The 14,206-nt window shown below is 45.4% G+C and carries 15 protein-coding genes; 3 read left to right on the forward strand and 12 right to left on the reverse strand.

Annotation, left to right across the window (positions count from 1 at the left end; genetic code table 11):
* Positions 1–42 precede the first annotated feature (42 nt).
* The 7 genes from rlmM to pomA form a co-directional block, all read right to left on the reverse strand.
* Entirely contained in the window at positions 43–1,134 is a 1,092-nt protein-coding gene (rlmM, locus tag R7Z50_RS20280) for a 23S rRNA (cytidine(2498)-2'-O)-methyltransferase RlmM (protein WP_017820611.1), read from the reverse strand.
* Positions 1,131–1,529, reverse strand: a complete 399-nt coding sequence (locus tag R7Z50_RS20285) for a DUF423 domain-containing protein (protein ID WP_047010151.1) — start codon at positions 1,527–1,529, stop codon at positions 1,131–1,133. Before R7Z50_RS20285 ends, rlmM begins: the two co-directional genes overlap by 4 nt.
* Entirely contained in the window at positions 1,519–2,142 is a 624-nt protein-coding gene (locus R7Z50_RS20290) for an alpha/beta fold hydrolase (RefSeq protein WP_053302995.1), read from the reverse strand. Before R7Z50_RS20290 ends, R7Z50_RS20285 begins: the two co-directional genes overlap by 11 nt.
* A complete protein-coding gene (locus tag R7Z50_RS20295; protein ID WP_005383616.1) occupies positions 2,123–3,043 on the reverse strand; it encodes a transcriptional regulator GcvA in 921 nt (306 codons plus the stop codon). Before R7Z50_RS20295 ends, R7Z50_RS20290 begins: the two co-directional genes overlap by 20 nt.
* Positions 3,044–3,553: 510 nt before the next feature.
* Positions 3,554–5,002 carry a tRNA uracil 4-sulfurtransferase ThiI gene (gene thiI, locus R7Z50_RS20300; protein WP_005383617.1) on the reverse strand — a complete coding sequence of 483 codons (1,449 nt, stop codon included), beginning with the start codon at positions 5,000–5,002 and terminating at the stop codon, positions 3,554–3,556.
* A 211-nt stretch (positions 5,003–5,213) separates the two neighbouring features.
* Entirely contained in the window at positions 5,214–6,161 is a 948-nt protein-coding gene (locus R7Z50_RS20305; RefSeq protein WP_047102078.1) for a flagellar motor protein MotB, read from the reverse strand.
* Between the two features lie 14 nt (positions 6,162–6,175).
* Positions 6,176–6,937, reverse strand: coding sequence for a flagellar motor protein PomA (pomA, locus tag R7Z50_RS20310; protein WP_005381564.1), 762 nt, complete (start codon positions 6,935–6,937; stop codon positions 6,176–6,178).
* A gap of 263 nt (positions 6,938–7,200) precedes the next feature.
* Here pomA and xseB point away from each other — a divergent pair, with 263 nt between their 5' ends.
* From xseB to dxs, 3 genes are read left to right on the forward strand one after another with little or no spacing between them, the layout of a single operon-like run.
* Positions 7,201–7,443 (forward strand): exodeoxyribonuclease VII small subunit, encoded by a 243-nt coding sequence (gene xseB / locus R7Z50_RS20315; RefSeq protein WP_005381566.1) that lies wholly within the window; start codon positions 7,201–7,203, stop codon positions 7,441–7,443.
* A gap of 21 nt (positions 7,444–7,464) precedes the next feature.
* Entirely contained in the window at positions 7,465–8,349 is an 885-nt protein-coding gene (gene ispA / locus R7Z50_RS20320) for a (2E,6E)-farnesyl diphosphate synthase (protein WP_206970852.1), read from the forward strand.
* A gap of 20 nt (positions 8,350–8,369) precedes the next feature.
* The gene (dxs, locus tag R7Z50_RS20325) at positions 8,370–10,235 is read left to right on the forward strand and encodes a 1-deoxy-D-xylulose-5-phosphate synthase (RefSeq protein WP_005383623.1); all 1,866 of its coding nucleotides are present in this window, start codon (positions 8,370–8,372) and stop codon (positions 10,233–10,235) included.
* Between the two features lie 46 nt (positions 10,236–10,281).
* On the opposite strand, the gene pgpA is transcribed toward dxs, so the two are convergent.
* From pgpA to ribBA, 5 genes are all read right to left on the reverse strand, one after another.
* Positions 10,282–10,788 carry a phosphatidylglycerophosphatase A gene (pgpA, locus tag R7Z50_RS20330; protein WP_206970853.1) on the reverse strand — a complete coding sequence of 169 codons (507 nt, stop codon included), beginning with the start codon at positions 10,786–10,788 and terminating at the stop codon, positions 10,282–10,284.
* Positions 10,789–10,879: 91 nt separating this feature from the next.
* A complete protein-coding gene (thiL, locus tag R7Z50_RS20335) occupies positions 10,880–11,845 on the reverse strand; it encodes a thiamine-phosphate kinase (protein ID WP_005381570.1) in 966 nt (321 codons plus the stop codon).
* Positions 11,846–11,923: 78 nt separating this feature from the next.
* On the reverse strand, positions 11,924–12,391 hold the full coding sequence (gene nusB / locus R7Z50_RS20340; protein ID WP_005381571.1) for a transcription antitermination factor NusB: 468 nt from the start codon (positions 12,389–12,391) through the stop codon (positions 11,924–11,926).
* A complete protein-coding gene (gene ribE / locus R7Z50_RS20345; protein ID WP_005381572.1) occupies positions 12,391–12,861 on the reverse strand; it encodes a 6,7-dimethyl-8-ribityllumazine synthase in 471 nt (156 codons plus the stop codon). The genes nusB and ribE overlap by 1 nt, the downstream gene beginning before the upstream one ends.
* 169 nt (positions 12,862–13,030) lie before the next feature.
* Positions 13,031–14,140 carry a bifunctional 3,4-dihydroxy-2-butanone-4-phosphate synthase/GTP cyclohydrolase II gene (ribBA, locus tag R7Z50_RS20350; protein ID WP_115385781.1) on the reverse strand — a complete coding sequence of 370 codons (1,110 nt, stop codon included), beginning with the start codon at positions 14,138–14,140 and terminating at the stop codon, positions 13,031–13,033.
* Positions 14,141–14,206: the final 66 nt, after the last annotated feature.

A 14,206-nucleotide genomic window follows, 5' to 3' on the forward strand; every position in this document is an offset into this window, starting at 1 on the left:
TTCTATTCTAATCACTATTCCCAAAAGACTCGGGGAATAAAGTTAGTAAGGTGAAATATTCGACAGACATTGGATATGAATCGTGATCTCTTCACGATCATGATACAAATGTTTAGCTTGTAGCTTGAACTTTACCTTATTATCAATGAGGAACTGCTTCAGATTTTCAAGGTCTTGCAGCACTTCGTCATAACGCCCTTTCATTGGCAGCTTAAGGTTAAAGATAGCCTCTTTTGCCCAACCTTTTAACAGCCACTGTCCCATCAGGTGAGCAACACGAGCTGGCTTTTCCACCATGTCACAAACAATCCATGTTACGTTCTTGCGGTCTGGTTCGAACTTAAAACCATCCACCATATGGTGTTTGATCTGGCCAGTTTCCATCAAACTGTCTGCCATCATGCCGTTATCAACGCAGTGAACGAACATTGAGCGCTTCACTAATTGGTACGTCCAACCGCCTGGACATGCACCTAAATCCACACCCCACATACCTGGTGCCAAACGCTCATCCCACTCTTCACGTGGAATAAAGACATGAAATGCTTCTTCCAGTTTAAGTGTTGAACGACTTGGGGCGTCTGCTGGGAATTTAAGGCGAGGGATACCCATGAAGAACTGTGAGTTGTTGTCAGTGTAAGAGTAACCAACGTAACAGTGGCCAGGCTCAACAAAGCAAATGTGCAGTACTGGTTTTTTCGCGTTATCTTTGTTCAGCATTAAGCCTTTGCCGCGCAACGCTTGACGCATTGGGACGGTAAACTTACGGCAGAATTTCAGTAGCTCTTTCGCTTCATTTGTATCTGGCGTTTCAATTCTCAAATCACCACAACGAGGGAATGCTTCGATGTCTGCTAGTTCATTCAAAATTGGACTAATTCGGTCATCACTTGGCAACGATTGAAACTCAGCTGCTACCGCAAACATTTGTCGAGCAAAAATTAAAGACTTAAAGTCTAAACCTCTCGCAAGTTTGTCGGCATCTCCATCTTGGTAACACTCGAAGACAACATAACCTGAGTTTCTCTTCACACGAGGGAAGCCATACACTTCCAACTGTGTCGCTTTGTCCTGAATTTCACCAGCACACTCTTTCTCAAAGCCAGAACGGCAATAGAGCATTAGTTGTTTCACTTGGAGACCTCTTTGATATTGAACGCAGCAAAAAAGAACAGACACCAACCAATCATGAACAGTAATCCTCCCACAGGAGTAATTGGCCCAAACCACTTAATGCCCGTCAGCGCCAGCGCGTAAAGACTGCCGCTAAAACAAAAGATGCCGATAATAAAGCAAATCGCCGCAATGAAAAAATATTTTTGTGCTTTTTGTCCCAAATTGAGCAGAAGCAGAATGGCACAAAACACAATCGCCAACGTGTGAATAAATTGATACAGAACTCCGGTCTCAAATACACCGAGCAAATAAGGGGCCAGTGTCGCTTTTAGCCCATGAGCAGCAAATGCTCCAAGAGCGACCGAAAGCAGCCCAGACAGACCAGAGAATGAGAGTAACCACTTACTTTTCACTGTACACCTCTTTTATAAACGCCGCTAACTGCTCTATCGCGAGTGCAATGTTACCCACTTCAGTATGACCTGAGCTCTTGCGCGGTTTGAAGCTGTGGTCACCATCAGGTAAAAAGCTCACCGTTACTTGTGACGAAAGGACGAAATCATCGAATTCCTCACGCTTACCAAAGGTGTCTCGTTCCCCTTGCAGAATCAGCGTAGGTTTCTCAATGGTTGCTAAGTGCTCGCCTTTGTATTTCTCTGGCTTTCCTGGCGGGTGAAATGGAAACCCTAAACAGGCAATGCCCGACACCAGCTCATTTTCAGCCAACAAGCTCGACATACGACCGCCCATTGACTTACCACCAATAACCACGGGAGAAGAAGTAAAGTGAGCGATCACTTCGCTGTATGCTTCGAGCAACTTTGGCGCGCGATCGGGCGGACGCTTTTTGCCATCTTCCGAACGTTTCACCATGTAAGGGAAATTAAAACGCACTACACGAATACCTTGCTCCACTAATCCTTTGGCGACCGCTGTCATGAAATCATGCTCCATCCCCGCACCTGCGCCGTGAGCAAAAATAAACAGCGGTCCGTTTTCAGGTCCCTCAGCTATCCAGTGATTCATCCAATACTTCCTCTTGTTCTTTTCTCGCGGTTGCTAACATCCAGTCTCTAAACGTTGCGATTCGGCCCATATCTGCCTGCTGTTCATGACACACCACATAGAATGCATTCTTAGATATCAACACCTCGTCGAATGGTGCAATGAGTCGTCCGGCTTCCATTTCAGGTTTGGCGAGTACGTTGTTACCGAGCGCGACCCCCTGACCGTGCGCAGCAGCCTGTAGCACCATCGTTGAGTGACTAAAAATAGGACCGTGGTTTACGTTGATGCCTTCAATGTTGTAATGACGAGCAAACTGCTTCCAGTCTTTACGCGAAGTATCGTGTAACAAAGTATGTAATTTGAGGTCACTTAAAGATTCTAATGGTTTGTTACCCAAAAGTAATGAAGGTGAACAAAGTGGGATCAAAAACTCTTGGTACAATTTATCTGCTCGCAAACCTGGCCAGTTCCCACGGCCATAGTAGATCGCCACATCAACATCATCAGTCAGTGAGCCTTCATCCATATCTACGGCTTTAATACGTACATCGATATCGGGCTCTTGAGCATTAAAATCGGCCAAACGAGGTACAAGCCATTGGATAGCAAAACTCGGCGGTAGGCTAATCGTCAATGCCCCTTTTTCGCTACGTTCCAACACCTTATCTGTCGCTTCCGCAATCGAGGTGAAAATATCTTTGATATCGAGAAAGTAACTTTGGCCTTCTTCTGTTAACAACAAAGAACGATTACGTCGACGGAAGAGCTTCAATGATAAGAACTCTTCAAGCGCTTTAATCTGGTGACTGACCGCGGCTTGAGTAACAAATAACTCTTCTGCTGCTCGTGTAAAACTGAGATGACGAGCAGCCGCTTCGAAGACTCGAAGCGAATTTAATGGAGGCAATCTGCGAGACATATGGGACCTCTAATAGGATTAGTTTTTTTAATCTGAAACATTATAAAATGTCCGTTGTCGAACAGCCAGATAAATTCTATATTTCACCCCGCAACACGGGCCTGAACGGCTTGATTTCTTTGGAAATCAATTGGCTTCGTTGTTGCGATGTTGTGTTTGCAAACTCGTATTTCGAGTTAGGTAGATTTCTACCATAATGTTTTGTCCACACTCCCTGTGACAAAACATATACTTCCTGTATTTATTTTTGACCTGTCTGTCAAATTTGTTACACCGCCTAAGTTAGGCGGTGTTTTTTTATCTATCAAAAATCTCATCCGCATATCTGGCAGCAATATCACTTTATTACTCTTCTTTCGGATTAATTATCGTTATATCAACACAAAGTGTATGGCTTTGCGATGAGCCTCAACATTATGCTAAGTAATGGTTGTCTGTAACGCGATCAAAAACAAAAAAGGCGCAAATTGATGTCTCAATTTGCGCCTTTTAACGTATTTTATCAGTCAGCTATGGACGGTAAACTTTTACGTTGCTGAAGCCTTGCTCTTGCAAGTAAAGCGCTTGCAGACGGCTCATCACACCGCGGTCACAGTAAAGTAGGTATGTCTTAGACTGGTCTAAGTCACCAAACTGTGTACCCAGCTTGTAGAAAGGGATATGTTTCACATCCACACCTTCGATTTCAAGTGGGTTATCGTCTTCCTCTTCAGGACTACGAATATCTAGCACAACCGCGTGCTCTTCTACCGCTTGAACTTGCTCTACTTCTGGTGCGGCTTGCTCAGACTCTTTCGCGATATCACGAATGTCCATCATGCGAGCTTCTTGAACCACTTGCTCAAGGATACTGAAGTCGAATTTCTCTTCTTCAGCTTCTAGCTTGCCTTTCACCGCTTTCACGGTTGGCTTCTTAGAGATAACACCACAGTATTCTGGCATTGTCTTTGCGAAATCTTCTGTGCCGATTTCACGTGCTAGATTGATGATGTCTTCTTTATCCCAGTTGATAAGTGGACGCAGAATCAGCGTGTCAGTTACGTTATCGATGTGGCGTAGATTGGTTAGCGTTTGGCTCGATACTTGACCTAGTGCTTCACCTGTTACCAATGCTTCGATCTTCATCTTCTGAGCGATCATGCCTGCTGCACGCATAAACATACGCTTCAAGATCACGCCCATTTGGCCGTCATCGACTTTCTCTAGGATTTCCGCAACCACAGGCTCGAAATCAACTGAGATAAAACGTACTTTTGCTGAAGAACCGTATTTGTTCCATAGGTAGTGAGAAACCTGCTTAACGCCGATTTCGTGTGCTGGACCACCTAAGTTAAAGAAGCAGTAATGTACTTTTGAACCACGCTTGATATGAAGATAGCTTGAAACACCAGAATCGAAACCACCCGAGATCAGGCTTAACACGTCTTCTTGCGTACCCAGAGGGAAACCACCTAGGCCTTTATGACGAGACAATACTTGGTTTAGCTTGTCGTTCGAGACTTCTACCTTGATCGTCACGTCTGGGTTTCGTAGCTTAACACTAGCGCTTTCAATCGCTTGATTTAAACCACCGCCTACATAACGCTCTAGTTCAATGGAGGTAAAGTCATGCTTGCCACGACGCTTCGCACGTACAACAAAGGTTTTATTTTCGAGTGCAGCACGGTTGAGTTCTAGCACTTGCTCGAAGATATCGTGCAAGTCTTTAAATTCAGTTTGCTTCACTTCCAGTACGTGGTGAATGCCTGGTGTATGAGTCAAAACCTCAAGAACTTCAGCGTGGAATTCGTTACTCTCAGAGGTCACTTCAATGTGATCACGACGGTTAAATACCGCGACAGACTCCGTGCGGCTCTTAATGATGTTACGAATGTTGCACTCTAAAATCTTTGTGAAGCGCTTACGCACAGATTCACTTTTTACAAAAATTTCTGGATGGGGCTTTACAATAAATTTCATAGTCTAATTCGCAGGTTAGTTTCGCAATCAACAAAGAGTGACACTCAACTTCAATACTTCATACGCAGTAAAACCGCGTTTCAGTCACAAAAAGTAGTCTGAGCTCACTTTTAAGGCGCAAGATTATACACCCAAGCGGATTGGAAAAACAAAAAAAGCGAGCAATCTGCTCGCTTTCTTATCTCTTTACTGACTTAAAACTAAAGCCTAGTTATTGAATTACCGGCACTTCTTCACTGTAGAGAGGCTCGCCTTGCATAATGCTGATTTCAACCCGTCGGTTAAGCGCGCGATTTTCATCAGAATCATTCGGTAACAAGGGTTCCGTATCCGCCATGCCTCGTACTCTTAAACGTTGATGAGAGAAGCCTCTCACTTTCTCCATCTCTTGCGCGACTGATACTGCACGCTGAGAAGAGAGATCCCAGTTAGAACGATAAAGTTCCGAGTCTAGCGGTCGATTGTCTGTATGGCCAGATACTCGCACAATGCCTGGCACGTCTTTTACTAGCTCTGCAATCTGACGAACTAAAGGACGAAACTTAGGCTGCAAGAAGGCCGAACCTTCTGGGAATGCACCTTTTTCACGCACACGTATAACAATCTGCTGACCGAGGTTTTCAACTTCAATGGCGCCTTGTTCAATCTCTCGCTCTAAGGCTTTCTTGATGCTTTCCATCAAGGTTTCCATCTCTTGCGACATCTCTTTAGATTGCTGTTGCTGCATGTCCGCTTCGGCAGATTCATTGTTTTGAGTTGACGTTTCTGGCGATTGCCCACCCGTTAACTTGCCTTCATCACGTTTTGTGCCACCAGCTCGATCAGACTCCCCTTCATGAAATTCGAGCGTCTGCTGAGTGATGTCCATGGTTTGCTGCATGATGACATCAATCGGAGTTGGTTCCGGCCGACCCGGTCGAAACTCTTGGGCAATAATGCTAGTACCTTTGGGAATGTCTTTCACTTCAAGCTGATTTTGCACACCGAAGGCAAATTTCATTGATCCTGCAATTTGTTTGAACTTCAGTACATCCATCTCAGAAAACGAGAGCAGAAGAACAAAGAAACACATCAGTAGCGACATCAAATCTGCAAATGTCCCCATCCATAACGGGAGGCCAGGTGGCGGACAATCGCATTTGTTATCTTCATCATCCATCACGACTCTCCAAGTTACTCGTCAATCTCAAGGGCACGTTTACCTTCATTGAGGTAGTTCTTCAAGTAACTATCGATCACTCGCGGGTTTTGGCCATCTTGAATCGCTAATACGCCATCCATGATCAAACGGCGATTTAGCGTTTCTTGGTCACGACGAAGAGAAAGCTTATCCGCAATAGGGAAAAACACCATATTAGACAGGATCGCGCCATACAATGTGGTCAAGAGTGCAACGGCCATTGCTGGTCCAATCGCTTTAGGGTCATCCATGTTTGAAAGCATCGCAACAAGACCAACCAAGGTGCCAATCATTCCCATCGCAGGAGCAACGTCGCCAAAGGCGCGAAATACGCCAGTACCTTGCGTATGTCGTTCATCCGTAAGCGCGATGTCTTTTTTGAGTGCCGCTCTCACAACGTCGGCATCATGGCCATCAACCAGTAGATCAATGCCTTTCTGCATGAATGTGTTGTTTATTTCCATCTCTTCAAGAGCAAGAAAACCACCTTTACGCGCCGCATCGGCCATTTCCACAATTTTTGCGATCAGGTCTTCGGGTTCATCCGCTTTAAACATGAAGGCTTTGCCAGCAATCTTTGTCGCACCAAAAAACTGTCCCATTGTGAACTTCATCAACACGACGAATATTGAGCCACCAACGACAATAAGGATCGACGTGACATCGACAAACATGCCGATGCTGCCACCAAGCACCATCGCCATAATGACGAATGCAAAACCACCAATCAAACCTAATAGGGTTGCTAAATCCACAAAGCACTCCTCACGCTATACTCAAATACTGCCATTGGGCGGATTATTACCTGTATCGACAACTCGCGCAGAATTTTTAGAAAAATCTTAGTTAATGGATCACAAATTACACTTAACAACCTCAACCAAAATATGGGGTTTCATCGCTTAGACTCGTTGAACGCTAATTTTGTGACAATTATATAAGGTTAAATTTGACCAAGTTACTAGGCTAAGGTAACTTTCGTGCATCTTACCCGAGGCTTGATTAAGGCAGAAAAAAGATGGCGGTCAAGAAACCAGAAAACATGACCTTTGAAGCAACCATTGAAGAGCTTGATAGCTTGGTTGATCAATTAGAAAATGGCGATCTTGCTCTAGATGATGCCCTGCGTAAGTTTGAACGAGGCATTGCCTTAGCTCGTGCAGGCCAAACTAAATTAAGCGACGCCGAACAGCGCGTGAGCATTCTTCTTAGTGAAGATGATGAAGCACCACTGAGTGACTTCAAACCAGATTCAGAATAACAATCAGTAGTGAGCAATGTGATGCAACAGACATTGACGTCTTTTCAACAAAGAAACAATCAGCAATTGAATTTGTGGCTCGATCAGCTTCCATATCAAGAGCAGCCATTGATTCAAGCAATGAAATACGGCCTTTTGCTAGGTGGAAAACGCGTTCGCCCTTTTCTTGTTTACATCACAGGTCAAATGCTCGGCTGTAAACCTGAAGACTTAGACACCCCCGCCGCTGCTATCGAATGTATACATGCCTACTCACTCATTCATGATGATCTGCCAGCCATGGACGATGATGAACTGCGTCGAGGTCAACCAACTTGTCATATTAAGTTTGATGAAGCAACCGCAATACTGACAGGTGATGCACTACAAACCCTTGCCTTCACTATTATTGCTGATGGTCAATTAAGCCCGGCGGCAGAAGCTCAACGCATCAACATGATCAAAGCATTAGCGCATTCTTCTGGTGCCAGCGGCATGTGTGTAGGGCAAGCCTTAGATTTAGGCGCGGAAAATCGCCAAGTTTCTCTTGAAGAACTGGAAGAGATACACCGTAAAAAAACCGGAGCTCTGATTGATTGTGCGGTAAAATTAGGTGCATTAGCTGCTGGTGAGAAAGGTATCGAGGTTCTACCTCACTTGGAGCGCTACTCAAAAGCAATTGGTTTGGCGTTTCAGGTTCAAGACGATATTCTTGATATCATCAGTGACACAGAAACACTGGGTAAGCCTCAAGGTTCCGACCAAGGTCTGAATAAGAGCACTTATCCTTCCCTGCTGGGTTTAGAGGGAGCCATAGAGAAAGCTCACACTCTGTTACAGGAAGCACTTCAAGCATTGGAAGCTATCCCATACAATACTCAGTTACTCGAAGAGTTCGCCCGATATGTCATCGAGCGCAAAAATTAACACTATAAGCGCGCATTTATATGACTCTTGATATTTCAAAGTACCCAACACTGGCGTTAGCAAATACACCGGAAGAATTACGTCTTCTTCCGAAAGAAACATTACCAAATCTGTGTGATGAACTGCGAACGTATCTGCTAAATTCAGTGAGCCAATCTAGCGGACACTTAGCGTCTGGCTTAGGCACCGTAGAGCTAACTGTCGCTCTGCATTATGTTTACAACACCCCTATCGACAAATTGATCTGGGATGTTGGTCATCAGGCTTACCCGCATAAAATCCTCACCGGACGTCGCGATAAAATGCCAACAATTCGCCAAAAGGATGGTCTACACCCTTTCCCTTGGCGTGAAGAAAGTGAATATGACACCTTATCTGTCGGCCACTCTTCAACATCGATTAGTGCAGGTCTTGGCATGGCCATCAGCGCACAAAAAGAAGGTAAAGGCCGTAAAATTGTCAGTGTGATTGGCGATGGCGCAATTACAGCAGGCATGGCATTCGAAGCCATGAACCACGCTGGCGACGTTCATCCTGATATGTTGGTGATTTTGAACGACAACGAAATGTCGATTTCAGAAAACGTCGGCGCCCTGAATAACCACCTTGCGAAGGTACTTTCTGGTAGCTTGTACACTTCTATCCGTGAAGGCGGTAAAAAAGTGCTGTCTGGTGTTCCACCTATTAAAGAGTTGGTTCGCCGTACGGAAGAGCACCTAAAAGGCATGGTAGTGCCTGGTACTCTGTTCGAAGAGTTCGGCTTTAATTACATTGGCCCGATTGATGGGCACGACGTCAATGAACTCGTCAAAACGCTGAAAAATATGCGTGAGCTCAAAGGTCCTCAGTTCCTACACATCATGACCAAGAAAGGCAAAGGTTATGAGCCTGCCGAGAAAGATCCTATCGGCTACCATGGTGTTCCTAAATTCGATCCAACGCATAATTGTCTGCCGAAGAGCAGTGGCGGTAAGCCAACTTACTCAAAGATCTTCGGTGACTTTTTATGTGACATGGCGGCCCAAGATCCTAAGCTAATGGCAATTACGCCAGCAATGCGCGAAGGATCAGGTATGGTGCGTTTCTCAAAAGAGTACCCAGACCAATACTTTGATGTGGCGATTGCTGAGCAGCACGCAGTGACACTTGCAACAGGTATGGCAATTGCGGGCGATCATCCAATCGTAGCTATCTATTCGACTTTCTTGCAACGTGGTTATGACCAACTGATCCACGACATCGCGATCATGGATTTACCAGTGATGTTTGCGATCGACCGCGCAGGTCTCGTTGGCGCAGATGGTCAAACTCACCAAGGTGCGTTCGATTTGAGCTTTATGCGCTGTATTCCGAACATGGTGATCATGGCGCCAAGCGACGAAAACGAGTGCCGACAAATGCTTTACACTGGCCATAAGCATTCTGGCCCGAGTGCGGTTCGATACCCTCGTGGTAGCGGCATGGGCGTAGAAATCGAAACTGAGTTTACGGCGTTAGAAATCGGTAAAGGGCGCATGGTTCGCCAAGGTGAAAAAGTTGCTATTCTGAACTTTGGTACTTTCTTGGGCAACGCGCTAGAAGCGGCAGAATACCTTAACGCCACTGTTGCTGATATGCGCTTTGTGAAGCCGCTCGATGAGGCATTGATTCGTCAACTAGCCGCAGATCATGACGTGCTCGTGACGTTAGAAGAAAATGTTATCGCGGGTGGTGCTGGCGCTGGTGTCGTTGAGTTCATGATGAAAGATAAAATCATTAAACCTGTGTTGAACCTAGGTTTACCAGATGAGTTTATTCATCAGGGAACACAAGATGAACTGCATGAAGAGCTTGGTCTCGATGCAAAAGGAATTGAAAAATCCATCTTGGATTATTTAGCAAAATAGAATGTAAAAAGGGATGTTCATAGCATCCCTTTTTTACGTTCAGTGTTTAGTTCATCCAGCCCGCATATTTTGCGACTAGAAACAGGGCAACACCGGCCATAGCTCCCGCCACGATATCATCAACCATAATACCCAGCCCACCGTGAACTCGCTTATCTAGCCACCCAATTGGCCAAGGTTTTACCATATCGAAAAAACGAAATAAGATGAAGCCAGTGATCAACCACTTCCATTCAGTGAGTGGAATATTCAGTGCAGGTACAATGCTCATCGTAATCCAAAAGCCTGCAAACTCATCCCATACGATTGAACCATGATCATGCACCTTCATGTCTGCAGACGTCACTTGGCATATTTGAATGCCGATCACACACGAAATCAGAACAACAATGACATACGCCGTAAATGGTAATTGTGCCAACAACAAAAAGAAAGGCACGGCCGCCAGTGTGCCCATTGTTCCAGGGATAAACGGGGATAATCCACTGCCAAAACCCGTCGCCAATAGATGCCACGGGTTCTTTAATGAAATCAGAGAAAGAGGGTTGGTCATATCCTTAAACCTATACTGCTAGTTTGGTTTCAATCGTCATGCCTGTGAGTTGCTCAATAGTAACAGGCTCTTAGCTAGAGCTTAGCTCAGATCATTTAAAGTGGTCGAAGCCACTTAAGTCCCAATCAAGTGGTTGATTGTTATCATGCAGCTCGAAGGTTCCATTTGGTCGGATTTGACCAATACATGTGACCTTACAGCCAGTATGAGATAAAGCGCTTTGTAACGAGCCTCGATTTTGCTCCGGCACGGTAAAACACAACTCGTATTCTTCGCCACTTGCTAAAGCATACTGCTGCGCGCTGATCTTATCATCTAAAAACTGGACTAATTCTGAAGAGATCGGTAGCTGAGAGACATCAATACTCACCCCAACCTGAGATCGCTGTAAAATGTGCTTAATATCAGAGATTAAACCATCTGAAATATCTATCGCCGACGAGGCTAAGCCAACAAGAGCTTGTCCAGCAAGCACACGCGGAGAACTAAGGTAATGAGCTCGCTCTAGTGCTTCCGCGCCGGCTCTGCTGCGCAGAGAGTCATCTAGAATCACATCCAAGCCAGCTTTTGCATCGCCAAGGTTTCCCGTTACATATACCCAATCCCCAGGCTTGGCTCCGGATCGCGTGAGCGCTTTGTCTTCAGGTACAAAACCTTGCACCGTGAGTGTCAGACACAATGGCCCTTTGGTGGTATCACCGCCTATTAACTGAATACCATAGTAATCAGCCAGTTCGAAAAATGCATCACAGAAAGGAGCAAGCCATTCTTCATCTGGCTCAGGCATCGTTAATGCAAAGCTCACCCACGCAGGCGTTGCGCCCATCGCCGCCAAATCACTGATGTTAGAAGCCAATGCTTTGTGTGCGACCCATGCTGGGTTCGCGTCGGCTAAGAAATGCGTTCCAGCTACCAATGTATCCGTGCTAATCGCAATCTGAACATTAGCTGGCGCTTTGACCAAAGCACAATCATCACCAGCGGCTAGATGGACATCTTTACGTTGGCTCTGACGACCGACGAAGTACTTGTCTATCAGATTAAATTCACCAGACATAATTCACTTACTTTTTGATGTAAAAGCTTTTGATACAAAAAAGGTCAGCATGTGCTGACCTTTTCATTGAAGAAATCGTTATTTCTTACGAATGTGAGGTGCTGCTTTATCAAGTACACCATTCACAAACTTGTGGCTATCTTCTGCTGCGAAAACTTTTGCAAGTTCAATCGCTTCATTGATAACAACTTTGTAAGGAACATCTTCGCGACGAGTCATCTCGTACATAGCAAGGCGAAGAAGAGCAAGTTCCATCATATCTAAATCCTGCATAGGACGAGAGATGTATGGACGAATTTTGCTATCTAGCTCAGCGTGGCTAAGTACAACACCGCTTAATAGTTCACGGAAGTAAGCTACGTCTGTCTCTGGAGCAGCAAGCGCTGGCTCAGATGCATGAAGTTCTTCTTCATCGTATTTGTCGCCAGACAAAAACTGTTCTTCAATCTTGGCAACATTCTCTTTAGTAATTTGCCATGAGTAGATCGCCTGTAGAGCGAATTGACGTGCGTTACGACGTGCGGCTGGTTTCACACTGGCCCCCATTAGGAATCAATTTCAGATAGTACATTAATCATTTCAAGTGCGCTTAGTGCAGCCTCTGCACCTTTATTACCAGCCTTGGTTCCTGCGCGTTCAATCGCTTGATCGATCGTATCAACAGTCAAAACACCAAATGCTACTGGAATGCTGAATTCCATAGACACTTGTGCTAGACCTTTGTTCATTTCACTACAAACATAGTCAAAGTGAGGCGTTCCACCGCGAATAACAGACCCTAGAGAAACAATAGCGTCGAATTTGCCAGTTTTAGCAACACGCTGAGCTACTAGAGGTAGTTCTACGGCACCTGGACAACGCACAACCGTGATGTTGTCTTCGCTTACTTGTCCGTGACGCTTTAGTGTATCGATCGCACCAGAAAGTAGGCTTTCGTTAATAAAACTGTTGAAACGAGAAATAACGATAGCAATTTTTGCATTTGGCGCTGGGAAGCCACCCTCGATCACTTTCATAAGCTTTCCTTTAACTCTATTTATAAGTGAAATATGTTCATCAAGTGAGAATCGCCGGATTCTAGCACAAATTTGTGAGCAATATCTAATGGAAATTGGAGGCAAATCACCGGTTCCTAGCCATTGACGAGTTAAGCACGTCAAAGACTAGGAACTTATTGTTCGGTTGTTACTCGCAGACGTACTCAACAACGTTCAGACCAAAACCACCTAACGCGTGGTACTTTTTGTTGGTCGATGACAGAAGACGCATATCATGTACACCGAGATCCGCAAGAATCTGTGAACCAACGCCAACACGGCGAGACGTGCCTTGTTTTTTAGCAAGCGTTGGGGCTTCACCTTTGTCTTGCGCTTCGAACATCTTCACGCGATGAATAAGTAGATCGGTCGATTCTTCATGGCCAAGAACAACCAGCACACCGCCTTCTTCACCAATGCGTGTCATTGCCTTATCTAGTGTCCAGCTGCGCTCTGCATTACGATCGCTACGTAGTAAGTCGGTAAAAACGTCTTGAAGATGAACGCGAACCAGTGGCGCTTTTTCTTTCAAATCGCCCTTGCACATTGCGTAGTGCACTTGGTTATCAATGGTGTCTTTGTACGTGACTAACGTGAACTCGCCAAACTCTGTCGGTAACTTACACTCTGCCACACGTTCAATCGTTGTCTCAGTGTTATTGCGGTACTCAATTAGGTCGGCAATAGTGCCCAATTTAATACCGTGCTTCTCTGCAAAGATCTCTAGATCTGGGCGACGGGCCATCGTGCCGTCGTCATTTAAGATCTCAACAATCACCGATGCTGGCTCTAAACCAGCAAGACGAGCCAAATCACAGCCAGCTTCAGTGTGACCTGCGCGAGTCAGTACACCGCCGTCTTGAGCTGCGAGAGGGAAGATGTGACCAGGCTGCACCAAATCCGCAGCTTTAGCGTTTGGCGCGACTGCTGCTTGAACGGTACGTGCGCGATCTGCGGCTGAAATACCAGTCGTTACCCCTTCTGCTGCCTCAATCGAAACAGTAAAGTTGGTGGTGTATTGCGCATTATTGTCTTGCACCATTGGTGGCAGACCTAGACTTTCGCAACGATCTTTGGTCATGGTTAAACAAATCAGGCCACGGCCATAGGTTGCCATAAAGTTGATGGCTTCCGGCGTAATATGCTCGGCAGCCATGATCAAGTCACCTTCATTCTCGCGGTCTTCATCATCCATTAGGATGACCATTTTGCCTGCGCGAATATCATCAATAATTTCTTGTGGCGTACTGATTGGCATAGTCTGTTATCCCGTTATTCTAAAGTTGTTATTGCGACAGCAATGAAAAATTACGTTGCAGTGAAT

Source organism: Vibrio sp. 1249-1 (assembly GCF_033340495.1).

Coding starts and splice junctions, on each gene's coding strand:
- thiL (WP_005381570.1), bottom strand. CDS start 11,845: ATGTCTGGTGAATTTAATCTGATAGACAAGTACTTCGTCGGTCGTCAG.
- R7Z50_RS20290 (WP_053302995.1), bottom strand. CDS start 2,142: ATGAATCACTGGATAGCTGAGGGACCTGAAAACGGACCGCTGTTTATT.
- ispA (WP_206970852.1), top strand. CDS start 7,465: ATGCAACAGACATTGACGTCTTTTCAACAAAGAAACAATCAGCAATTG.
- pgpA (WP_206970853.1), bottom strand. CDS start 10,788: ATGACCAACCCTCTTTCTCTGATTTCATTAAAGAACCCGTGGCATCTA.
- xseB (WP_005381566.1), top strand. CDS start 7,201: ATGGCGGTCAAGAAACCAGAAAACATGACCTTTGAAGCAACCATTGAA.
- R7Z50_RS20295 (WP_005383616.1), bottom strand. CDS start 3,043: ATGTCTCGCAGATTGCCTCCATTAAATTCGCTTCGAGTCTTCGAAGCG.
- dxs (WP_005383623.1), top strand. CDS start 8,370: ATGACTCTTGATATTTCAAAGTACCCAACACTGGCGTTAGCAAATACA.
- nusB (WP_005381571.1), bottom strand. CDS start 12,391: ATGGGGGCCAGTGTGAAACCAGCCGCACGTCGTAACGCACGTCAATTC.
- ribE (WP_005381572.1), bottom strand. CDS start 12,861: ATGAAAGTGATCGAGGGTGGCTTCCCAGCGCCAAATGCAAAAATTGCT.
- R7Z50_RS20305 (WP_047102078.1), bottom strand. CDS start 6,161: ATGGATGATGAAGATAACAAATGCGATTGTCCGCCACCTGGCCTCCCG.
- ribBA (WP_115385781.1), bottom strand. CDS start 14,140: ATGCCAATCAGTACGCCACAAGAAATTATTGATGATATTCGCGCAGGC.
- thiI (WP_005383617.1), bottom strand. CDS start 5,002: ATGAAATTTATTGTAAAGCCCCATCCAGAAATTTTTGTAAAAAGTGAA.